General features: G+C 46.0%; 19 protein-coding genes. 11 read left to right on the top strand and 8 right to left on the bottom strand.

Annotated elements, in window-relative coordinates; translation table 11 throughout:
* Positions 1-94: 94 nt before the first annotated feature.
* Positions 95-1,123: a uroporphyrinogen decarboxylase family protein gene (locus QHH26_02600; GenBank protein ID MDH7480852.1), complete on the bottom strand. Its 1,029-nt coding sequence runs from the start codon at positions 1,121-1,123 to the stop codon at positions 95-97.
* Between the two features lie 166 nt (positions 1,124-1,289).
* On the opposite strand from QHH26_02600, the gene QHH26_02605 reads away from it, so the two are divergent.
* The 5 genes from QHH26_02605 to QHH26_02625 all read left to right on the top strand — a co-directional run bounded on the left by QHH26_02605 (position 1,290) and on the right by QHH26_02625 (position 5,824).
* Positions 1,290-1,886 (top strand): periplasmic heavy metal sensor, encoded by a 597-nt coding sequence (locus tag QHH26_02605; protein ID MDH7480853.1) that lies wholly within the window; start codon positions 1,290-1,292, stop codon positions 1,884-1,886.
* A 137-nt stretch (positions 1,887-2,023) separates the two neighbouring features.
* A complete protein-coding gene (locus tag QHH26_02610) occupies positions 2,024-2,602 on the top strand; it encodes a hypothetical protein (protein MDH7480854.1) in 579 nt (192 codons plus the stop codon).
* Between the two features lie 71 nt (positions 2,603-2,673).
* On the top strand, positions 2,674-3,363 hold the full coding sequence (locus QHH26_02615) for a helix-hairpin-helix domain-containing protein (GenBank protein MDH7480855.1): 690 nt from the start codon (positions 2,674-2,676) through the stop codon (positions 3,361-3,363).
* 6 nt (positions 3,364-3,369) lie between these two features.
* Positions 3,370-4,962 (top strand): ComEC/Rec2 family competence protein, encoded by a 1,593-nt coding sequence (locus QHH26_02620; protein MDH7480856.1) that lies wholly within the window; start codon positions 3,370-3,372, stop codon positions 4,960-4,962.
* The gene (locus tag QHH26_02625; GenBank protein ID MDH7480857.1) at positions 4,913-5,824 is read left to right on the top strand and encodes a ComEC/Rec2 family competence protein; all 912 of its coding nucleotides are present in this window, start codon (positions 4,913-4,915) and stop codon (positions 5,822-5,824) included. Before QHH26_02620 ends, QHH26_02625 begins: the two co-directional genes overlap by 50 nt.
* 20 nt (positions 5,825-5,844) lie before the next feature.
* Here QHH26_02625 and QHH26_02630 read toward each other — a convergent pair whose 3' ends face one another.
* A complete protein-coding gene (locus QHH26_02630; GenBank protein ID MDH7480858.1) occupies positions 5,845-7,071 on the bottom strand; it encodes a clostripain-related cysteine peptidase in 1,227 nt (408 codons plus the stop codon).
* Between the two features lie 180 nt (positions 7,072-7,251).
* On the opposite strand from QHH26_02630, the gene QHH26_02635 reads away from it, so the two are divergent.
* The 6 genes from QHH26_02635 (at position 7,252) to QHH26_02660 (ending at position 15,462) form a co-directional block, all read left to right on the top strand.
* Positions 7,252-8,460 carry a ParB/RepB/Spo0J family partition protein gene (locus tag QHH26_02635; protein MDH7480859.1) on the top strand — a complete coding sequence of 403 codons (1,209 nt, stop codon included), beginning with the start codon at positions 7,252-7,254 and terminating at the stop codon, positions 8,458-8,460.
* Positions 8,461-8,770: 310 nt separating this feature from the next.
* The gene (locus QHH26_02640; GenBank protein MDH7480860.1) at positions 8,771-9,217 is read left to right on the top strand and encodes a BlaI/MecI/CopY family transcriptional regulator; all 447 of its coding nucleotides are present in this window, start codon (positions 8,771-8,773) and stop codon (positions 9,215-9,217) included.
* 226 nt (positions 9,218-9,443) lie between these two features.
* Positions 9,444-10,700: a DegT/DnrJ/EryC1/StrS family aminotransferase gene (locus QHH26_02645; GenBank protein MDH7480861.1), complete on the top strand. Its 1,257-nt coding sequence runs from the start codon at positions 9,444-9,446 to the stop codon at positions 10,698-10,700.
* Entirely contained in the window at positions 10,697-12,205 is a 1,509-nt protein-coding gene (locus QHH26_02650) for an amidohydrolase family protein (GenBank protein MDH7480862.1), read from the top strand. Before QHH26_02645 ends, QHH26_02650 begins: the two co-directional genes overlap by 4 nt.
* Positions 12,206-12,305: 100 nt before the next feature.
* Entirely contained in the window at positions 12,306-14,669 is a 2,364-nt protein-coding gene (locus QHH26_02655; GenBank protein ID MDH7480863.1) for a cation-translocating P-type ATPase, read from the top strand.
* 4 nt (positions 14,670-14,673) lie between these two features.
* Positions 14,674-15,462: a ZIP family metal transporter gene (locus tag QHH26_02660; GenBank protein ID MDH7480864.1), complete on the top strand. Its 789-nt coding sequence runs from the start codon at positions 14,674-14,676 to the stop codon at positions 15,460-15,462.
* Between the two features lies 1 nt (position 15,463).
* Here QHH26_02660 and QHH26_02665 read toward each other — a convergent pair whose 3' ends face one another.
* The 6 genes from QHH26_02665 to rpsT all read right to left on the bottom strand — a co-directional run bounded on the left by QHH26_02665 (position 15,464) and on the right by rpsT (position 21,585).
* Positions 15,464-17,527, bottom strand: coding sequence for an O-antigen ligase family protein (locus tag QHH26_02665; GenBank protein ID MDH7480865.1), 2,064 nt, complete (start codon positions 17,525-17,527; stop codon positions 15,464-15,466).
* Entirely contained in the window at positions 17,499-18,443 is a 945-nt protein-coding gene (locus tag QHH26_02670; protein MDH7480866.1) for a glycosyltransferase family 2 protein, read from the bottom strand. The genes QHH26_02665 and QHH26_02670 overlap by 29 nt, the downstream gene beginning before the upstream one ends.
* A 1-nt stretch (position 18,444) precedes the next feature.
* On the bottom strand, positions 18,445-19,311 hold the full coding sequence (locus QHH26_02675; GenBank protein MDH7480867.1) for a glycosyltransferase family 2 protein: 867 nt from the start codon (positions 19,309-19,311) through the stop codon (positions 18,445-18,447).
* A 9-nt stretch (positions 19,312-19,320) separates the two neighbouring features.
* Positions 19,321-19,986, bottom strand: a complete 666-nt coding sequence (locus tag QHH26_02680; GenBank protein ID MDH7480868.1) for an HAD-IA family hydrolase — start codon at positions 19,984-19,986, stop codon at positions 19,321-19,323.
* 223 nt (positions 19,987-20,209) lie between these two features.
* Positions 20,210-21,253, bottom strand: a complete 1,044-nt coding sequence (locus QHH26_02685; protein ID MDH7480869.1) for a DUF362 domain-containing protein — start codon at positions 21,251-21,253, stop codon at positions 20,210-20,212.
* Positions 21,254-21,312: 59 nt separating this feature from the next.
* A complete protein-coding gene (gene rpsT / locus QHH26_02690) occupies positions 21,313-21,585 on the bottom strand; it encodes a 30S ribosomal protein S20 (GenBank protein MDH7480870.1) in 273 nt (90 codons plus the stop codon).
* Positions 21,586-21,752: the final 167 nt, after the last annotated feature.

Raw genomic sequence — 21,752 nt, forward strand, 5'->3', positions numbered from 1 at the left:
TAGGGCATGCGGAAAGCCTTTAATTCTCAGCAAGAGGGCATTTTTGGGGATGTCAGATGCAAGGTGTAGTTTTAAATAGCTTGGCGCCGAATTTTCAGCCAGCTATGCGAATGCCTTCATCAAGGACAGCTAGGTAGTTTTCGACCGGCATGTAGTCGGTTAAAGAATTGCCGGTGCCAAGAGCCCAGTAGCCATCGTAGAAGCATTCCTCTATCATTCGCCTAGCATATGTGCGAAGGTCTTCCTCTGAGCTTCGGCAGATGACGTCTACATCAAGCCCCCCCAGGGGAGTAACCCTTCTTCCATACTTTCGCTTGAATTCCTGGACAGGCATAATGGCATCTTCGAATGAGTGCTTGGCATCTATTCGGCAATATTCAATTAGGTCTTCGTAAACTTCCGATAAATTGCCGCAAGAGTGAAGTATAAACGGCTTGCCAGCTTTATGTGCTTCTTCGACCATTTGCTTATAGATGGGAAATACAAAGCGGCGGAGGTCGGCTGGGCTCAGGAACGTTGATGTTTTGAAACCAAGGTCATCACCTTGACGGAGTGCGCCTATTGCATCCAAAGTAGCAAGCTGGCGGACGGCGCTAATATGGAGTCGTCCTATCCTTTGGAAAACCATCGCAACAAGTTCAGGATTATCTGCAAGCGCATACGATAATCCGATTGTGCCCATCATCCTAGATACCCACTCATAGGGGCCTGCGCAAACTCCGCCGACAATTTTAACTCCATCTGGAAGTAAGCTGGCCACTGTCTCGAAATATTTGAACTCAATCGGGTGCGATTCTTCAGGCCATGGGTATTTCTCATAGTCTTCAAGTGTACGTATGACCACTTGTGCCTCGCTTCCATGCGACAGCCCACCGCCTGTGGAGGGAAGGGGGCAATTAAGGCTGATTTCCATTGGGATGCAGTCGAAACCCATTCCAAGCCAGAAATCAACATAAGTACGCCAGTACTCTGTGTCATCGAGGTTCATTTTGTCGAACGGCTTTCCGGTTCTTCTAGTAATGAACCCTGGACTAGCGATGTGCTCGTAAAATGGTAGGTGATTGGGTTTTCCTTGTCTGCGGAGGACTTTTAGGAATTGTTCAAAGTCTGGCTTTCGTTTCATAAACAATTCTGCCTTCCCATAAAAAGCGTATTGTTATATTACTTTATCATATGCAAAATGGCGATTCAAATGAACAATTTTCCAAAATCTCCGTCTAAAGCGTTTGGAATTTGCTGAGCACAGCACATTCCGAACGACATAATCCAATGAAAGGAGGATAAAACTAATGGTTAGAAAAGTGGTTGCAGTAGCTTTGGTTCTGGTTTTTGTGTTTGCATTGATGGCATATGCCCAGAATCAGCCGCAGGTCAAGCCAGCGAAACAGAAGCCGGTTGTAAGCGGATTTGCTGGTCCGCAGGGTCTTATAGGGCGGAGACCCATGGATAAAACTTATTGGTTCTATCGCAATGTCTACCTTCAGAGGTATCTGCTACCGCCCGGAAGAGGCGAGATTGAAAAGCTCGCTGTTACCATAGGGTTGACCGAGGAGCAGAAGCAGAAAATTCTTGAGCTCTGCAAGCAGTTCATGGAAAAGGTTAGACCCTTACTTGAACAGAAAGCAGCCGGAACGAAAGAAGTGTTAGACATACTGCAGAGTCCATCGCCGAACAAGGGCGCGCTGAATGCGGCTGCGAATAAGGTTTCTCAGGCAGAGAACGCTATTCTAGATGCTGAGTTTGATTTCTGGTTGGCATTTAGGGGCATACTGAATGCTCAGCAGCAGCAAGGCTTCGCGCAGTATTTACATCAGAAAGTGCAGAGAGAGATAGGAGGTCCGCGACCGCCAGCGCCAGGTGCGCCTCAACCTCCTGCAAAGCCCTAGTTTGAATTAAAGCATCAATTTTTAATCTTCTGGTCCAGGGCGAGGGTGAAAGTTAACCTTCGTCCTGGACTCATTTTTTATCCTAGTGTATTATTGAAGTCAGCGTTAGCAATGTGAGCTCAAAAGGGGGAATAACTATGTTGCGAAAAAGGTTTGCTTTGCTTGTGATTGTATTAGTCTCTATTGCGGCTCTTGTTATCATCGCTTCTTCTGTTCTTGCTCAGGTTAGAAATAAACCAGGAGTTCAGTCTGCTCCGCCTATTCTGCCTCTCGACCGTTCGGTTCTCCAAGGTGGGCCATGCCCTGTCAGGGTATTCTCACTACCTTCTCTGCAGTCTCTCCAGAGACTTGGTGAGGAGCTCAACCTCGACGAAGACCAATTGCGAAAAACCGAAGAGCTTTTCAAGTCTGCACAGCAGAAAATCCAACAAATCACCCAGTCTGGAACTCAGATGTCTGCTTTAGTGAATGAGTTGAAGGCTGATTCGACCGATGCGACAAGAGTAAAAACATTAGCAACAGCAATTGCAAAGCAAGAGGAGACAATTCTGTTAATCGAAGTTGATACATGGACTGCGTTCGAAAAGCTCCTCAAGCCAGAGCAGAATTCGAAGTTCTGGGAAAATTTCTCTCGAAGGCTTCCCGGCGCAAGGACTCAGACGCAAATTCCTAACGAGCCGACTTCATTGCCTCCGATTCCTGTTCCTGGTCAGTAAGTTCAAGCAGTCTGCAATAGAATCTGGTATAATTTTAGCCATTGGCAAGGTTGAAAGGAGAGGGGCAATCCGTGTTCAACTTCAGCAGGGGCCAGCTTGTTGCTGCGTATTTAATCGTGGGACTTGCACTTTTGGGTACAGGCATTCTCGTGGCGAGGTCGGGAACGTTTAGTTCAAACGAAGGAATTAAATTTATCGAAGCTGGGTCGAAAACAGCAGAACCTAGCGAGAATATTAAGCCCGAACTCCCTGTTAGCGCCAAAATATGCGTTCATGTCGCCGGTAATGTAAAGAAACCAGGCGTTTATTTCCTGAAACCAGACAGCAGAGTTAATGATGCAATCAAAGCAGCCGGCGGTCCTGTTGGGAAAGCGGACCTTGATAGCATAAACCTCGCCGAGAAGCTTCAAGATGGCCAGCAGTTGTATCTTGCGGCGAAAGGCGAGATTCCCGCCCCAAAGATTTCCATCGTCCGCAGTGGTAAAGTTACAAAACAAAGTACTTCAGTCGGCAGCAGGACTGAAAGCGCTGAAAAGAAGGGTCCACAAAAACTAACAACGCCAGGGGAGGGAACCGTAAATCTCAACACTGCAGGTTTTGAGGAACTTCAACGCCTCCCGGGCATAGGTCCAGCTATGGCACAGAGAATCTTAGATTATCGGGCTGAGCATGGGCGTTTCCAGTCAATTGATGAGCTTAATGAGGTCAGCGGAATAGGCCCTAAAAAACTTGAGAAGCTTCGGCCTTTCGTGTCTTTGTGAGGCCGAATGAGCTTACATAAACGCCCACTTTTTATTTTTACGATTACTTATATTGCAGGCATTATTTGCGCTGTTCAAGCGCATATGATTTGCTCAGCCGGTTTCTGGATTTGTGTATGCATCTTGTTGCTGGGGTTTTCTTTCATTAAAAGGCCTTTCCCTCCCTATGCGCTTATTCTAGGGCTATTGTTATTTACTGTCGGATTCATTCGAACCTCTCTTTATCTAAGAATCCCCAATAACGATGTATCGTTGTTTGCTAATGGCAGGCTAGTTCGTGTTACGGGCAGGGTAGTTTCGGACCCGGAACCACGTGGAGACAGAGTGCGCTTTATCTTGGAAGCAAGCAGGATAAAGACTTATGCAGGCGAGTTTCCAGTACGTGGGAGAATCATGGTGACCGTTTACAGTACTAAATATGTGCCTAAGCCTCAGCAGGTGCCCTTCTTTGGCAATATGGTTACCATATACGGTAGGTTGCGCCACCCGCCTCCACCTTCGAATCCAGGGGCTGTTGACTACCGCAGCTATCTGGCAAGATTGCGTATTTACTCAAGCCTTTCAACTTATTACGATAACATCACCATCAACAAACAAAATACCGGCGGTTTGGCGGTGGTTATAGCTCGGTTCAAAGATGCGTTAATGTCCAAAACAACCGAAATGTTTCCCCAAGTACAAGGACAACTCCTGCTTGGGATACTGCTTGGCAACTATTCACTCTTGCCGCTGGATATACAGACGGTGTTTATGCGTAGCGGAACTATGCATCTTTTCGCCCCATCCGGGTACAATTGCGTGGTTATTATCACAATCTTAGGTTGGATAGTGCTTCGGCTCACGATACCCAGGTTTTGGCGGCATTTAATCTTGATAGCTTCAGTTTGGGCTTTTACTCTTCTCGTAGGAGCAAGTCCATCAATTGTGAGAGCTGCGGTTATGGTAACAGCCCATTTGTCATCATATTTATTTTGGAGATCAACCGACCTGCCGAATGCTGTAATGCTAGCTTGTTTAATCGTAACGGGTTTGAATCCGCTAAGCCTCTACCATGTAGATTTTCAACTTTCTTTTGCTGCAGTGATTGCAATTATACTCGTTATGCCGTTGCTTGAGCCAATGGGAGAGAGTGTCCTCGGTAGCCCAAAAACCCGCAATGTCATCCGCGGGACTTTCTTGGACAGGATTGTGGTTTTGGGTGCAAAAAGCATCGGTGGGGCCGTTTTTCTGTCTATAGCTGCTACTTTAGGAACTATGCCGATTACAGCTTATTATTTCAATTATTTTTCTCTTGTTTCTCTTATTGCAAATGCCTTTATTGCAATTTTAGTTTTAATACTAACCGCTAGTAGTGTAGCAGCGCTTTTAATTGGCTTTCTAATTCCACCACTTGGTCACATTGCGGCAGTTTTGCCTAGCTGGATAGCGGCGGCCACGCTGGGGGTAGTTGGTGAACTTGGTGGACGTTCATGGTCGTCAGTTTCAGTAAGTTCGCCACCTCTATTGATAATTGCACTGTACTATGCTGTGCTGTTAGGGGTCCTCGAAAATGCACACAAGAATGTTTTACGCATACAGAAGAGCCATAACCTTACTTAGTGTGGCAGTGGTTATCCTTGGGATTTGGTTGCTCGCACTGTCGCCGCGAGAAAAGGTGCTGGAGGTAACTTTTCTAGATGTTGGCCAAGGTGATTGTATTTTCGTTCGGACTCCCAGTGGGCGTACAATGCTAGTAGATGGCGGAGGGCGAGCTGATATACCTGAGGACGAAACGATTGGCCTTCGGGTGGTCACTCCTTTTATTCGAAGCGTCGGGCTCAACCGGATTGACATAGTAGTGCTTACACATCCCCATGAGGATCATGTGCAGGGATTAATCAGGGTTCTAAAGGATTTTGAAATTGGAATGGTACTTGACCTCGCAGTACCTCATCCGTCTCAGGCATACACGACTTTCCTAAATGTAATCAGCTCAAGGAAAATTGATTATCGCAAAGCGTTGCGAGGACAAACGATAGACTTTGGCGACGGTGTGCAAGCAAAAATTCTTAATCCGCCAAAGCTACATTTTGAAGGAACCGGAGATGATTTAAACAATAACTCGATTGTTCTTCGTCTTACATACGGCCACCAAAGCGTCCTTCTTGCCGGTGACGCAGGCATTGAGGCTGAGAAAAGCATGATATCAGCTGGTCTGCCGCTAAAAAGTACAGTGCTTAAGGTTGCGCACCATGGAAGCGAAAATGCAACTAGCGAAGAATGGGTTCGGGCGGTTTCGCCAAAAGTTGCTGTGATAAGTGCAGGTCGAAACAATCCGTTCGGCCATCCATCAGGCAATGTGCTACGCCGCCTTGAGGTGGTAGGAGTTAAAGTCTACAGGACGGATCATGGTGGTGCCATACGCCTAAAAATAACTCCTAGTGAATGCAAAGTCTATTCTTTCATAAAAGATCTTAGGTAGTAAAAAGTATACTCTTTGCACTAATACTGCATTAGAAATTCGTCCCAACTTGTATCTTGTGCGAAAGCGATTTGTGAATATTTTGCAGAAAAAGCTCCTGGGTCGGAAATATAAATTGAAATGCCGCGTGCGTTTGCTACCTGATTGCCTGCATGCCTCTCTGCGATAATTGCATTTTCAACAGCATTTGTTACTTCTTTCGCAATCGTACGGACCTGTTCAGTAGTTGCTTGAGTGCTCAGTAGGTAAGCAAAATTATAGAGATCCTTATAATCGTTGTAGTACATTCTCTCACTATCGAAATATTGCACGGTTTGTTGCACGCTCCTGACGACCGAGCGCTCATTGTCCAAGTTCTGCAGAATGGCGCTTCCAAGGTGGTCAGTTGCATTGGCCAATTCTTTAATTGCTGAAAGCTCAATAGCTGAGGCAGTAATAGGACCTGAGGTGCGATTGATATAATAGTCAACGAAATTGTTCACAATTAAAGTGCTGAATTCGTAAGGCGTCATTCCAGGCTTCGATTGTAGGGCTGAGAGAAGCAAATGGTAAGGTTGGCCCGCAGCTGGTATATTATCTTCTGATGCAATCATGATGTCGGCATTGTCATCGATTGCATAGGCAACCTCTAGCATACCCATAAGACATGCATCGAATAATACAATGTCAAATCTAGGACCTGCAACAAGAGCCAAGTGAAGCTGTTCGAGGTTCATTTCCCTCATAGACGATTGGTCGTAATTGATGGCTTTGATTGAAGATTCTGGGGTTAACATTGTGGCGCGGGTTTGCCAGCCTCTTCCGTGATTCCATAGTACTAGCACAAAATGATCTGCTGGATAGTTTTCTGAACCCCAGCGGATAAAATCTCCGAGAACGGATTCTGACGACATGTCAAGCTCGCCCATGTCATCCAAAAGTACGGAACCAATGTGTGAAGTATCGGAATCTTTGGTGATATAGTATCGGCGTGTAGTTGTCCAATTGCCATCGCTTGAATCAAATCCAGATGATCGGTCAATCTGAACGACGATGGCAACATTTTTATTCGAGCCAATTGTTTCTAGTTCATTAAGGTCCTGAAGAGCGTACCTTTCAAGGTCATTATCTGCGCACATGTAAACTAGGAATGTCCATTTTTCGGTAATATTGCCGGTTCCACAACCACTGCTTCCGCCGCAACCTGTAGTTATGATTGCGATTAAGAATGTGAGAAAGATTGCGGGGATTAGTTTATTTCGTGGCATAGATTCCTCGCTTTCTTTGCGCCAATTATTTTAAGGGGTGAAAATGACTCCGCATACTGATTATGTCTGGACCGATGATTGAGATGAGTCTAGCATTGCTTGCAAATACTGTCAACCGCAAGAGATTTGCCCGTACAAATGCTTGTTTTAGCCTCTAGACACTCGATTTGTAGCATTAAAATGACAATAATTTGTGATAGGAGACGATTCGACGGCCGGCTTGCAGAGGGGAAACACATGCAACTGATAAAGCTTGAAGATATCGTGGCGAATGCCAAACAACCTCGAAGGACTTTTTATGACCACAGTCTGGAAGAGCTTGCCAGGTCCATTAAGGAACGAGGTGTGCTGGAGCCAATTGTGGTTCGCCCGAAGGACGGAAAGTATGAGATAATTATGGGCGAGCGGAGATATAGAGCTAGTAAGATTGCAGGCTTAACAGAGATACCCGCCATTGTCCGCGAAGTAAGTGATGAAGATGCATCCACGGATGCTTTGCTTGAAAACTTTCAGCGTGAAGACTTAAACCCTATTGATCGCGCACATGCAATTGAATCGCTTCTTAGTTTCATGACTTGGGAGAAATGTGCTAAAACGCTTGGAGTAAGCGAGAGCACACTTCGTCGCCACCTTGAATTGCTTGAGCTACCAGAAGCTGTTCAGCATGAATTGGTTGCTTCATGGGATAAGAATTCTTGCAGTGGCTTTACGGAAGCGCATGCGCGGGTCTTGCGCGCTCTTAACTCCGACCCTGTTACTCAGCAGCGGCTAGTTGAAAAAATAAAAAACGAGGGCCTTTCGGTCAATGAGACTCAGCGCTTGATAGATGCAATACGCAACGTCCCTGAGAAAAAAGAAGCATTCCTTCGAGTGCCGCTTAGGGTTACAGAGGAAATCTTAAAGCAAATCGGGAAAGCCCATCGGAAAGCCAAACCCTTCAAACCACAGACTGCAGAACAACATTTGGCAAGTTTAGAGAAAACAGCTAATCAGCTTTGCTCATTGCTGGATGAACGATTGTTTGAATTTCTAAAAGTGGAGACAATGAATCAGCTGCTTAGTAGCTGTGCTACATGTTTGGATGAATTAGAGAAGTTTGTGAATAGGCTAAGAGTTACACTTCAAAAAAGACAGGATGGCTTTAAAGAAGTTTATATTCATTGTCCGCTTTGCGGCAGAATCGAATTGATAGGGAGTCTCAAGTGTAGCGTTTGTTGGAGTGTTTTGCGCCGGTGCATTGATTGTGGGAATTACGATAAGACCTATCAGCGGTGTTCGATAACTCAAGATTATGTTTATTTATCCGAGGCAGAGTCACCTCGGGAGGATTCAAAGTCGTACAAATGTAGCAACTATAAGCCGCGGTTCGAGGTAAAAAAGGTGGCATAATTCTGCTTTAAATTTACAGGCAATCGTTAGGGCGTTCCTATAAAATGGACGCCCTTTTTGCTTATAAATGGCTAAGCGTTAAGTACCACCCAATCGCTGATTGTTTGGCAAATTCCTCTCCAAAAGCTTGCTCCCTTTTAAGAAAGCATAAGGACATTTAGAGGTATAAAAGCCCTTACAGTGCAAAGATTATATAAAGCATAATCGAATTGCTCCTTGACAAAGCTTCTAACTTTATATATACTACTAAGGCAATTTATCCGAAGACCGGCGGTGTGCCGGTTTCCGCGGTAGGAGAAAGGAGGTACTAATGAGTAGCAACGAAGGCGCCCGCGACTACGTCGGCATACGACGCAGTCTAGGCGGAGGTTCGCTAGGCGAGTTGGAAGCCCAGATAATGGATATTGTTTGGAATCTTGAACCTCCTGTTACTTCAAGCCAGGTCTTCAAGATAATGTATCCGCGCCGTGAGCTCTCGTATTCTACTATTATGCTTACTATGGCGAAGCTCTCCAGAAAGGGCATTTTGACTCAGACAAGAACGGGAACCAAAAAGACCGACCCATTCGTCTATAGCCCAAATATCAGCCGTGAGGAAATGGGAGTAAAGCTCATGGATGAAGTTGCGCGGAAAGTTCTGGGCAAGCCACTCAATGAGGCGCTTCAGAGCCTCTGTGGTGGTGCGGTTAGTTCCGAACGCCTAGCAAAGCTAATAGAAAATGCTGAGAGTAAAATCAGCAAGATAACCAAAGGATAACTTCAAATTACCGTCAAATGGAAAAGGCCACCGCTTAATTTGCCCGGGGTAATCTTTAATAAGACCGGGCTATTTCCATTTTTAAGGACATATTTCATTTGATTTTGCAGGTTAAGGGTGGTAACGCGTTTAAACTTCATATAGTGGATATTGAGAAAATTACAAATCCAAGCACTTGATTATTTTACTATTACCGTTATTCTGCTGAAAAGGAGATGGAAAAGTCTTGAGTACTGAAAAGCTGGCGATTGAAGGCGGAACCCCTGTGCGAACAACTCCACTGCCCAGTGTTGGCAATAAATCGGGCCGAGATATGGGCAGGGAAGAGATCGCAAATCTTACGGAAGTGATAAATTCCGGTAGTCTCTTCCGCTATGGAGGCAAGTTTGTTGACCAATTTGAAAAAGTATTTGCCGAGATGTTGGGAGTAAGACACGGCATTGCTTCTACTTCTGGCACGGCAGCAATCCACATCGCAGTCGCTAGTATTAATCCCAACCCTGGCGATGAAATCATAACATCCCCAATAACTGATATGGGGACGCTGATTGGAATTTTATTTCAAAACGCCATTCCTGTTTTTGCTGACCTTGATCCAGAAACATACACCCTCCTACCAGAAAGCGTTGAGGCATGTATCACAAGCAAGACTAAGGCTATTATACCTGTTCATTTGTTCGGCCAAATGTGCGATATGGATCCCATCTTGGAAATAGCAAAAAAGCATGGCTTGAAGGTGATTGAAGATTGCTGCCAGGCTTACTTGGCTGAGTACAAAGGGCACCTAGCGGGAACTATGGGCGACATTGGCTGCTTCAGCCTTCAACAGTCAAAGCACATGACTGCTGGTGACGGCGGGATTACCATTACAAATGATGATAATCTTGCTAATCGTGCAAGGCTCTTTATGGATAAGGGTTGGCCACGCGAACCAGGTGCGCGAGACTACATGTTTCTTGGCATTAACTACCGCATGAATGAGCTATCTGGAGCAGTGGCTTGCGCTCAGGTGGAGAAAGTAAAAGACATTGTTGAGCGAAGGCGCAAAGTTGCGGAAGGAATAACTCAACTTATTGTTGATGCCCCTGGTGTTAATCCTCCTGTTGTTCGTGAAGGATGCAAGCATTCGTGGTGGCTGTATCCTTTCACTATTAATGAGAAGATTCTTAACGTTACCCCTCAGGAGTTTTGCAAAGCTTTGACGGCAGAAGGTGTGCCAGCTGGCGTTGGGTATATCGGCAAGCCAATATACATGTCGCCGGTTTTCCAAGAACGCATGACCTATGGGACATCCGGATGCCCGTTCACGTGCCCTAATGCAAACCCGAGGCAGTATCGTGAGGAAGACTGCCCGAATACAGTCGAAATCCTTAGGAGTATTATCACCATGGGTTGCAACGAGTTCTTTAGCGAGCAAGATATTCAAGATGTTGGCCATGCAATCAATAAAGTTGCCAGGTATTATGCTGGGAGGAAGTCATGAATTTCTCGGTTGTGGATATAAACACCCATTTTGGGTTCCTGCCATATCGCGATACTGACGTATCGCTAGGTACGCTTCTAAACTCTCTTCGAAAATTCGGTGTGTCTGCTGCCTTGACCTATTCGCTTAAAGGGGTTAGTTATGATGCGGAGGAGGGAAACGATGAAACTTATACAGTAGCACAAGCACATCCTGAGCTTGTGCCAGTTGCAACCGTTGATCCTCGCAGGCATATTGGCGTCATTGAGGAAATCGAGAAGCGAAAGAAGCAGGGGTTTGTGGCTCTGCGAGTTTTCCCCGAAGCCCAGGGTTGGAGAATTTCATCGGCAATGTTCCGTCCGATTCTTCGAACACTAGAAAGCCTCCAGATGCCCCTGATTGTGAGTGGTGCGGGAAGTGGAACTCCTACTGAAATTCTTCAGGCAGTCCAAGGGACGACTATCCCTGTGATAATGTGTGGCATTGGTTACTTCAACCTTGCAGAGGCGCTGGCTGTTTGTGCCGAACATCCTCAACTTTACATCGAAGCTCAGATTATAGACACACCCGATGCCCTCAAAGTCGGTGTTGAAGCTATCGGCGCAGAGCGATTTTTGTTTGGCTCGAACCACCCTTCATGTTCGATGAGAGCTTCGCTAAACGCTGTCAACGAGGCATATCTTACAGATTTACAGAAAGCGTTGATTTTCGCTGGAAATGCTCGGAGGCTCTTCCCTGAGCTTCCTGCGAGAAATGGGATTAGCCTTAACCTTGATAAGCCATTCGAAGACACGCCTATTATTGACGTTCACGCCCATTATGGCAAGTGGCCGTTCCCAATGAAGGGTACTGGCGTAGATTTCACCCTTGACCTAATGCGCAGGCGCGGAATTTCGAAGGTCATTCTTTCATCAAGCTATGCTATTGTCTATGACTTTGTTGAGGGCAATGCACAGATGGAAAAGGCAATTGAAGGTTATCCAGAGCTTCTAGGCTATATTACTGTAAACCCAAACTATTTCGATGCGTCATGCCGTGAACTGGAAAAATACGCCAAGAAACCCAATTTTGTCGGCGCCAAGATTCATCCTGCTTATTGCCGCATCAGCATCAACTCCCCTAAAACCAAAGCAATGGTGCGCAAAATCCAGGAATTTGGCCTGCCCCTCCTCATTCATACTTATGGGGCGGGGATGCCAAGTCAGGCGGAAGAGCTTGCACAACACTGTCCTGACCGGCCGATTATTATGGGTCATGGAGGTGCAGATGCATGGCGCGAAGCAGCCGAGGCTGCCCGACGTACGGAAAACCTTTATATGGAGTTTTGCAGTAGCGTGCTTGAGCACAACAAAGTCCGACGTTCCATAGACATTGCAGGCGTAGACAAAATCCTCTTTGGTAGCGACCTCGACCTCATCCACCCGGGCTTTATTGCAGGAATCTATGAAGAAGCTGGTTTGACACTCGAAGAGAAAGAGAAGATACTTTATAAGAATGCAACCCGGGTGTTCAACATTACACTCTAATATCAAATTCGCTTTCTCAATTAGTGCTAAGGCTAAGCATTTGATATGAATATCAGGTGCTTAGCCTTGGTAATCTATCGTAGGGGCAGTCTGATAATCCATGGCTGAAAAAAAAGTGCTAAGTCTGCCTGTCTTGCTGCCGCCGGGATATGAAGAATGTGACCGGTGCGTGGGCAGGTTGCGCGATTCCCTTTTGCAAATAGAAGGCATTTTATCTGTTGAGGTGGACAGGGAAAACTCAACACTCACCCTTGTTTATGACCCTCATCTAGCAAGAATGGAGGATGTTGAGCGGCGGGCGAAGCACATAGGTGTGGAAATCGGAGAGCGATTTGAGCACCTGACACTTACGCTTGTTGGCCTTGACTGTCCTGATTGTGCCATAAAGCTGGAGAAAAATGTTGGCCGCATGAGTGGCGTTCTCTGGGCTTCAACGAACTTTGCTGCATCCAAACTATCCGTGGAATATGAGCCTCAGATTGTGAATGCGTCAGACATTGCAAAAAAAATCCGACAGCTAGGTTACGATGTTCGGGAAGCAGAGGCTGAGCTTGCTGGACAGCCTCAGCGTGAGCAACGCGAGATTATAGCACCGGAGCAAGTAATTTTCACAAAACACGTTGCGATAACATTTATTGCGGGGTTTCTGTTGGTAATTGCACTTGCTCTTTCCACAGCTAATCAGCTCATTCTCGCTCGGATTTTATATGCAGCTTCTGTGGTGGTAGGAGGATACTACGCGGCTCGGGGCGCCCTCTATAGCCTGCGCTCCTTCGTGTTGGACATGAACTTTTTAATGACAATTGCGGCAATCGGCGCAATTATCATTGGCGAATGGTTTGATGCCGCAATGGTGATGTTTCTCTTCTCGCTTGGAAATACGCTAGAGGCGCGAACTATTGAACGAGCGCGTGATTCGATACGTTCATTAATTAATCTTTTCCCAACCAAGGCGACTGTCAAGCGAAATGGTGGTGAGGAGCAAGTAGATATAAGCTTAGTTAAGGTTGGTGACATTCTAATCATAAGGCCTGGTGAGAAAATACCGACCGATTGCGAGGTAATATCGGGCAGCTCCACGGTAGATCAGTCGCCTATTACTGGCGAGTCTACCCCAGTGGAGAAGACTATTGGGGACTTGGTGTTTGCCGGTACAATTAACCAAAGAGGTTCATTGGAAGCTCGTGCAGTTGCCACCGCTGAAGACAATACGCTGGCGAGAATCCTGCATCTAGTTGAAGAGGCTCAGGCAGAAAAAGCACCAACTCAGCGATTTGCAGAATTGTTTGGCAGGTATTATACTCCGGTAGTTGTTGGGCTGGCAGTTGTCATTGCTCTTGTTCCACCACTCTTTTATAACGCAATGTTTCGAGATTGGCTCTACAGAGCGTTAACTCTTCTTGTTGTGGCTTGTCCTTGTGCGCTAGTTATTTCTACTCCTGTGGCAATAGTCTCGGCGATTGGAAATGCCGCAAAAAAAGGCATCTTGATTAAAGGCGGAACGCATTTGGAGGCTGCCGGTGGAATCCGAGTGGTGGCGTTTGATAAAACCGGCACGCTAACTACTGGAGAGGCTAGGGTGACTGATATTATCCCAGCGGGCAACTTCACGCGCGAACAGGTGTTGTCTCTTGCAGCGGGTGTGGAGTCAAGGTCGGAGCATCCGTTGGCACAGGCGATCTTGCATGAGGCTCGTAAGGAGAATATAAAGCCCCATGAGGTTACAGATTTCGAAGCGCTGACCGGAATGGGTGCTGCGGCAAAGTTAAATGGCGATGTATGCATTATTGGTAATACTCGATTAATGGATCAATTCGGCATAGAGTATACTGAATATACGGATAAAGTCAGGACTCTTCAACAAGATGGCAAGACTGTTGTAATGATTGCCTATAATCGAACGCTTGCGGGAATTATTGCTTTGTCGGATACTGTGCGGGAATCAGCTAGGCAAGCATTCGAGGACTTGAGAAGAGCAGGGGTTGAGCGCATTTTGATGATTACCGGCGACAATGATGCTACTGCTCGCGCAGTGGCGAGGGACTTGGGGGTAGACGAGTACTATGCAGAGCTTCTGCCTCAGGACAAAGTTGATATTGTTCGTTTGCTCGTTGAAAGATTTCATAAAGTTGCAGTCGTTGGCGATGGTGTGAATGATGCACCAGCGATGGCAGTGGCAAGTCTTGGTGTCGCAATGGGTGCGGCAGGGTCGCCGATTGCTTTGGAAACCGCTGACATTGCTTTGATGTCCGAAGATTTGAGTCGTCTTCCATTTGCAATGCGCTTGAGCAAGCGAACGCTTGCTACTATAAAAGAAAACATAGCATTTTCTTTGTTGGTGATTGTTGTTCTCGTTTGTACCGCACTCTTAGGGTGGTTAAAACTTTCGCTCGGGGTCTTTGGCCATGAGGGAAGTGCGCTGCTAGTCATTGCAAACGGCATGCGCTTATTGAGATTTCGATAAACCAATGCATGATCAATCGTTATTAGATCCTAGTCATGCAATTGCCCTGCGGGCGGTAGTTGCGATGTCTGCTGCCTCGCTTGGTGGTTTGATAGGCATTGCCTGGAACCGAGTCAGCCATAAAGTGTTGTGTGGCATGGTTAGCCTTGCTGCTGGTGCACTTCTTGGGGTTACCGTGTTGCATATCATACCTGAGACGTTTGAAATTCTTGGCGCCTGGCCTTCGCTAGTGAGTCTTGTTGCAGGATATCTCTTATTCGCAGCTATTGGAAAGTACATATATTTTATATGCCCAGCTTGCGCTGCGTCGGCAAGCGAACATGAAACCGGATACTTGAGGCTGGGGATACTCCTAATGATTTCCATGAGTATCCACAGCACTGTTGATGGCTTGGCAATTAGTGCTGGGTCAAGGACATTTTCCGTAGTGGGAATAATGATTCTGTTGGCGGTCTCGTACCATAAGGTCCCCGAAGGTCTTGCGCTTGTGAGTGTGGCACGGCTTTCAGGTTATGGGCGGGCAAAGGCAATTTTCGTAACGCTTCTTATAGAACTTACAACCGTTCTCGGGGCATTCATTGGGCTATTACTTTTCTTTGAAGTACAGCAAACGCTCTTAGCCGTTATTCTTGGCTTCGTGGCTGGGAGCTTCCTGTATACGGTCGGGTTTGCTCTCATCAAAGAGATGTTTGCTCATGAAAAAATATCAATTTTTATATATCTTGGCTTAGGTTTTGCCTCGATGATTGTTTTTAGCAAAGTGGTATCAAGTCTCGGCATGCATGTTCACTGACCTAGTGACTTGGTGATTGTATAATGACTTTGCTCAGTTTATCAAGGCGCCGTCGAGAATCTAAAGCAATCTCCCTAATTTCTGTCTCGCGCTGAAAGTCTCGTTTGCCGCTTGCTTCTAGGATATCGCCGACTTCCTTTAGCGATTTTTCAAAGCGTTCTATTCTATCTAGCGAAAGTTTGTATTCTTGAACGGCTCCCACAAGGTTGCCTTCTTTTTCAAGTTGTTTTGCAATGGCATAGTGAGCGAAGACATACGCAGTTTCAACAAACTCTGGCATTGCTCTAATTTGCTCGTAGGGGCTGTTTTCAATTTCTACCATTCGACGGTAGGTCTTTAAAGCTTCGTCTGGACGACCCATGCGTTCGCAAAGTTTTGCTTTGGCGTAAAGAACTTGAACGGCATTCTTGTCCCATGCTAGCGCTTTATGGTATGCATTCAACGCCTCTTTGTCTTTGCCGGCAAACTCATATAGCTTTCCAAGTTGATAATAACTTTTAGCTGATGTTGGTGTTTGTTTGGTAGCTAACAATAAGAATTGTTCTGCTTTTAGAAGGTCGCTTGCATCATGCCGAATACTCGCACGGACGGCGTATGCTTGCCCAAGTGCGCTCATGTGCTCACTGTTAAGGTAGTCAAGACTCATTGCGGTTCGGTAGGCGCAAATTGCTTCGTCAAGATTGCCGTTTTTCACCAAAGCATTTCCTCTAAGCTCAAATTGATGTGCCGTAATGGCGAGTAGCGACAAAATAATGCCACAGATGGTGAGACAAAACAAAATAACTGCCACAGCTTTGGGCGTCTTGGTGCCTGAGGAAGTATAAGAAGGTTCTGATGCCAACGAAAATCCGATGCCAAGTATCGCTGCGAATGAGAAACCAATTGCTGAAATATACCAATCAGAATCAACAAGATTCCTTGCGACTGACGCGGCAACACCGCCCAATATGCCACAAAGCATCAATTGCTTGTCCGGTAGCCAATCATCACAGGTCAATTCATCCCTCTGCCGTTGTCTTAACCCGGCGGTCATTAGAGAGAGGGAAACAGTTCCAATAAGTAGCACTAAAACTATGGGAGCAGCCGCGCCAGATTCAGAGGCGAGCTGGAGATAGCTATTATGTGCCATCTTCGTAAATCCGACGTGCGCGTATTTGGGATATATCAGCTCAAATGTTCCAAGTCCCGTGCCGGTAACTGGGTGTGCCTTTATAATCCGAATCGTGCCTTTCCATGTTTCGACGCGAAATGCGCCTGAGTAGGACTCCGACCGCAGTGAAGAGACGCGGCTAGTGAGGGGTTTTGAGAAGAAAGTCAGGACCAACAGCGACGGTAGAATGAGCGCTACGAGCCTTGCAGCTTGGGTTTTTTTGAAAGATCTGCCAGCTAGCGCGAATAATAGGCAAAAAACAACCCCGCCAATTGCGCAGAGCGTGCCGAGCCTCGAACCTGTAAGTAATATCGCTCCTAAAATGCCAAGAAACCCGACTCCTGCCGCTAGAGAAATACCTTTTCGGTTTTGTGAAAGATACCACGTCAGCATTATTGGTAAGACCATGGACATAAAGCCAGCTAGGAAATCTGGGTTAAAAAAAGTTGCAAAAGTTCGCCAATCTGATTTTGCGGATAAAAGGTATTCTCTAACACCGAGTGTTGACACAATGAATGCGGATGCCAAAAGGGATGCAAGTATTCCAAGCGCCATGCGGTGGTCGGGAAGGCTTGCGGTAGCTGTAAATACCAGTAAATATGCCATCAAGTTCAGGACCGAAAAAAGAGTTTTGTGAATAGATACTGTGTTTGCAAATGAAAGCAGTCCTAGAGCAAATAAGATGATAGAGAGCCAAAGCACAGCGCCTTTTCTTATTTCTGCAGAATTCTTTAACACCCTTGCCAAAAGTATCATGCCTGTAAAGAGGGCAAGTATTCTCAGTATCCCTGTGCCAAATGGGTCGAGCTTGCCCCCAATTAAGGGAGCGAGAAATGCAATTATGGCAAGAATCCACACTTGGCAAATCAGCAGATAGTCTTGCTGTTCATTCTTTGGCATTGGCTTTGGGCTCACTACTTTGCTCCTTTTTCGTAGCTTCCCTTCTACCTCTAAGAGTCAGAAGCCTTAAAAATGTCTGGATATAGTTGTTAGCTATGAATAGAGCAGCTCGTGCGAAAATTCCCACCGGGATAATCACTCGGATTGGCAGCGACCACCTATCAGCATAGTGTTTTTTGTAGAATGCATACATGCTTTGATGAAATGTTAATATCATCTTGTTTGGCGCTTGGTCACTGCTTTTTGCTAGGAAATGGACTATTTTAGCCTCGGGGAAGTAGATTGCCTTCCATCCTTTTTGTTTTGCCCGATATGCAATATCCACATCCTCGCAATACATGAAAAAGCGTTCGTCAAGCAAGCCAATCTCGTCCAACATTTCTCGTCGGAGCATAAGCGCTGCACCTGAAAGCCAGTCAACTTCGCGTGGAGAGCTATGGTCCCAATCTGCCATTAGGTATTGCTTAACATACTGGTTGTTTGGAAATAGCCTTCCTAGGAAAGTGTTTCGGAATAACGCAGCTAGCGGGGTGGGGAAGCGTCTTGCTGAACTTTGGAGGGACCCGTCAGCGTTTAGTATCTTTGGGCCAAACAAGCCTGCTCTGGGATTTGAATCGGCGAATTTTACTAATACAGAAAGTGCGCCAGGCTGGACTTCAGAATCAGGGTTAAGAAGCAAGATATATCGTCCCTTGCTTGCTTTAATTCCAATATTAGCAGCGCGTGAGAAACCTAAGTTGCTGGTGTTTTTAATCAGTTTTACTTGAGGAAATTCACGCTCCACCATTTCTTGGCTGCCGTCGACAGATGCATTATCAACTACGATAACCTCCATGGCTGAAATTCTATCGAGCTCAACAGATGCAAGACATTTCCGCAAGTAAGAGCAAGTATTCCAATTTACTATGACAACTGACAAGTCTATCTGCATTCTATTTTTTCTCTCTTCCAATGGAGCGCATTCTAGCTACAAAAAACGAGTTTACAGTGATTGCTAGCATTATGAACCAATACACAACTATAGGCAGTTTATTTCTATAGTGCTTTGCATAGAAGCGTTTTAGCGCCCTATGTGATTCTACTGCCATTTGAGCTGGTGCTTGACTTGTGCTTGCACCGCCGTGGTGAATAACCTCGGCTAGCGGAGTGAAATATATCTTCCATCCTTTTTCTTTCGCGCGGTAGCACCAGTCAACTTCGTTGAAGAATATTGGAAATTGATTATCAAACTCTCCAACATCCTCAATCGCCCGGCGAGAAAGCAGGAGGCAGGAGCCCATTGGTTGGTCTACTTCAGCCTCATGCGCATAGTCAAAATATCTCATTCGGTAGGAACCGAAAAGTTTGCTTCTGGGAAATAGTTTGCTTATGCCGGTGTATTCAAATAACAGACCAAGAGGCTCGGGGAAGGACCTACATGAACGCTGGACTTTTCCATTTGGGTGAACCAGTCGGCACCCCACAGCTGCTGCTTCAGGGTGGGCTCGTCCGAATTCTAGAAGATTATCGAGTGCTCCGTTTTTAACTTCGACGTCTGGATTAAGAAGGAGTATGAATTCACCCTGTGCCGATTCAATCGCCTGATTGTTTCCTTGAGCGTAGCCTACGTTCTCCGAGTTGGCTAGCAAAGTGACTGTGGGAAACTTTTCTCTGACCATTTGTGCGCTTCCATCAGTTGAAGCATTATCTACTACCAATATCTCAAACTTGGCGTGCGGTGGGTAAGTGTAGAGCGATTTCAAACAGCGCTCTAGATAGTCTCTTGTGTTCCAATTCACAATAACAATTGACAAATCCATAGAAGATAGCTATTTAAAGAAACGTTGAAAATACGCCAAAAGTTCCGAGAGGCTTCGAACGATGAGGTCTGGTTTTTCCTTGTCAAAGAAGTCGTCGGGTCGGTCTTGGCGGAGAAAGCCGACAGTAAGCGTGCCAGCTGCTTTGCCCCCTTGGATATCCATCCAATGGTCGCCAATCATCACAGCTTCTGAGGGCTTGGTACCAAGGGCATTGAGTGCTTGGAGTAGATGGTCTGGATGCGGTTTGGCATTCTTAACGTCATCGCGTGTGAGCAGGACATCTACCGATATACCAGCTTTGACAAGGGATATCTCTACCGCTCGCCGAGAGTTTCGCGTGACAATTCCAACACCGACGCGCTCTTTCTGCAAAAATTGAATGAGTTCTCGGGCTCCAGGTATTTCCTTGGCTTCGTCTATTCGTGCAAGTTCTATTTCCTCAAGCTTTTTAAATGCTTCGGAGCGAATGGCTTCTGCTGGGGCATACGAATGGGCAATGACATAATCTACAATGGCAAGCAGGTCTAGACCAGAAACCTCATGTTCCGAGATTCCGTGCCTGCTGGCTAGGGCAATGAGCTCGCGACGCATGCGAGCGAAATCTATGTTTGTCTCGATAAGTGTGCCGTCTAAATCAAAAAGCGCAGCACGTATGCCATTAAACAGATTAGTCATTTGATTCATTATAAGTTTTGTTTTGCGTTAAGGTCAATTCAGTGATTGGCTGATATTAGCTAGCGCTTGATGAGCTTTATGACTGCTGATTTAAAATAATACTTTGCCGTGGTTCGCTGGAGTAGGTTAGATGGAATAATAAAGGGAACTCATCCCATGGAGTTCCCTTTATTGTTTTTAAGTTGGACTTGGTATTGAAAAAACCTATTGCAAGCTTTTGCTTTTATATTTCTTCTATTTCATAGTTAGTGCTTCCCAAGCCTCGGCGCTCGCAGGCATAAACCTGAACATAGGGGTCAACGCCGTGTATCTTCTTGAACAAGTGGCCTTCGATATTGCGCAAAATCAACCAGGGGATAATTGTGTTAAGTAGCAAGTTGCGATAATCAATACTGTCCAGAGTTGCCTTCTCGACTGCCACTATGTCGTTCGAGGCAAAAATTCCTATGTCAGGAACCAGACTTGGCGTTGTCATGCCTGCGCAATCGCACAATGGTGTAATATCTATTGCAAAGTTAATAAATGTAGCGTTTCCATTGGGAAACCTACTTAGGACAATTTCGGTTGCAATTGCCATGACCTCTTGAAAATCATGGGCGATTTCTTCGCGGATGCTTAGGGCACCTTGGGGACATATTTCGTTGCATTCCAAGCAAAAGTTGCATTCGTGGAATCCCACGTGCAGCTTCTTGTCATCTGCAAAACGCATGCATTTGACTTTGCAGTTTTCTACACACAGGTTGCAGCCATCGATATAATGAGTACACTTATTGGCATCCCAGTATGTCTCGGCATGCTGGACCATATGCATGCAGTGGCGTGATTTTGCTACCATTGAACCAAGCGCAATGTTCTTGATGCTTCCGCCGTATCCGCTGTTTCCATGTCCTTTTGCGTGGGCAAGGCAAACTAAGAAATCAGAATCCCATATTTCACCTGCGATTTGGAATTCCTCTAAATTCTTGTAATTGACCTTGTGGGTGTAAACATATTTGTCATTCAAGCCAGCCTCTGGAATAATCGGGCAGCCAAGCACTTCAGGTGTGTATCCTCTTTCAGCAGCAGTGAGCACCCAATGGAGGTTGTCTGTAATAAATGGCTTGCCGCCTGCAGCTTTTATGAAAGAGATGACACGGCGCACGAATACCGGATGGATAGTCGAGTAGCCTACGTTCCCGCCAAGATGCATTTTCACGCAGACTTTTTTGTCTTTGAGCTTTCCGGCGAAGTCGAGGCGCTCTAGGATTATATCGAGCTTACCCGGCAATGTTTGCTTCCAGGTAAGCTCGCTCATGCGTGTAGAAGCAAAAAAGACCTTGCTCATAGCTATTTTAGTTGTAGTGCCTTGTTTGCTGCTTTCATTAGCCTCGATTTGCGGCGTGCAGCAGCGTTTTTGTGAATTATGCCCTTCTCTGCGGCTTTGTCGATAACGCTCGTAGCCGCTGAGATTGCTTGCTGAATCGCCTCTTTATCGCCGGACTCAATGGAAGCTCTAGCTTTCTTTACAAAGGTTTTGATTTTTGACTTCTCTGCGACATTCCGAAGATGCCGCTCGCGGGATTTCTTTACGTCTTTAATTACCGATTTGATGTTCGGCAAATGATTTCACCCCCAAATTTCAATAAAGAATTAGGTTTAAGGCATACTCACGCCGTTTAGGCGCGAAGGTTCTTGACTGAGACAATGGATTATAACAGGTTACCCAGCAGAAAGCAAGTCATAGGGTTGCACTGCTTTTCCAATTCAGGTACTATTTTGCCATACAA

Source organism: Armatimonadota bacterium (assembly GCA_029907255.1).
Lineage (GTDB): Bacteria > Armatimonadota > UBA5829 > DTJY01 > DTJY01 > JAIMAU01.

What these genes read in the sequence shown, in the direction of transcription:
- QHH26_02620 (MDH7480856.1), top strand. Translation starts at nt 3,370, where the DNA reads ATGAGCTTACATAAACGCCCACTTTTTATTTTTACGATTACTTATATT.
- QHH26_02630 (MDH7480858.1), bottom strand. Translation starts at nt 7,071, where the DNA reads ATGCCACGAAATAAACTAATCCCCGCAATCTTTCTCACATTCTTAATC.
- QHH26_02605 (MDH7480853.1), top strand. Translation starts at nt 1,290, where the DNA reads ATGGTTAGAAAAGTGGTTGCAGTAGCTTTGGTTCTGGTTTTTGTGTTT.
- QHH26_02680 (MDH7480868.1), bottom strand. Translation starts at nt 19,986, where the DNA reads ATGACTAATCTGTTTAATGGCATACGTGCTGCGCTTTTTGATTTAGAC.
- QHH26_02655 (MDH7480863.1), top strand. Translation starts at nt 12,306, where the DNA reads ATGGCTGAAAAAAAAGTGCTAAGTCTGCCTGTCTTGCTGCCGCCGGGA.
- QHH26_02635 (MDH7480859.1), top strand. Translation starts at nt 7,252, where the DNA reads ATGACAATAATTTGTGATAGGAGACGATTCGACGGCCGGCTTGCAGAG.
- QHH26_02600 (MDH7480852.1), bottom strand. Translation starts at nt 1,123, where the DNA reads ATGAAACGAAAGCCAGACTTTGAACAATTCCTAAAAGTCCTCCGCAGA.
- QHH26_02670 (MDH7480866.1), bottom strand. Translation starts at nt 18,443, where the DNA reads ATGCAGATAGACTTGTCAGTTGTCATAGTAAATTGGAATACTTGCTCT.
- QHH26_02610 (MDH7480854.1), top strand. Translation starts at nt 2,024, where the DNA reads ATGTTGCGAAAAAGGTTTGCTTTGCTTGTGATTGTATTAGTCTCTATT.
- QHH26_02640 (MDH7480860.1), top strand. Translation starts at nt 8,771, where the DNA reads ATGAGTAGCAACGAAGGCGCCCGCGACTACGTCGGCATACGACGCAGT.
- QHH26_02650 (MDH7480862.1), top strand. Translation starts at nt 10,697, where the DNA reads ATGAATTTCTCGGTTGTGGATATAAACACCCATTTTGGGTTCCTGCCA.
- QHH26_02625 (MDH7480857.1), top strand. Translation starts at nt 4,913, where the DNA reads ATGCACACAAGAATGTTTTACGCATACAGAAGAGCCATAACCTTACTT.
- QHH26_02675 (MDH7480867.1), bottom strand. Translation starts at nt 19,311, where the DNA reads ATGGATTTGTCAATTGTTATTGTGAATTGGAACACAAGAGACTATCTA.
- QHH26_02660 (MDH7480864.1), top strand. Translation starts at nt 14,674, where the DNA reads ATGCATGATCAATCGTTATTAGATCCTAGTCATGCAATTGCCCTGCGG.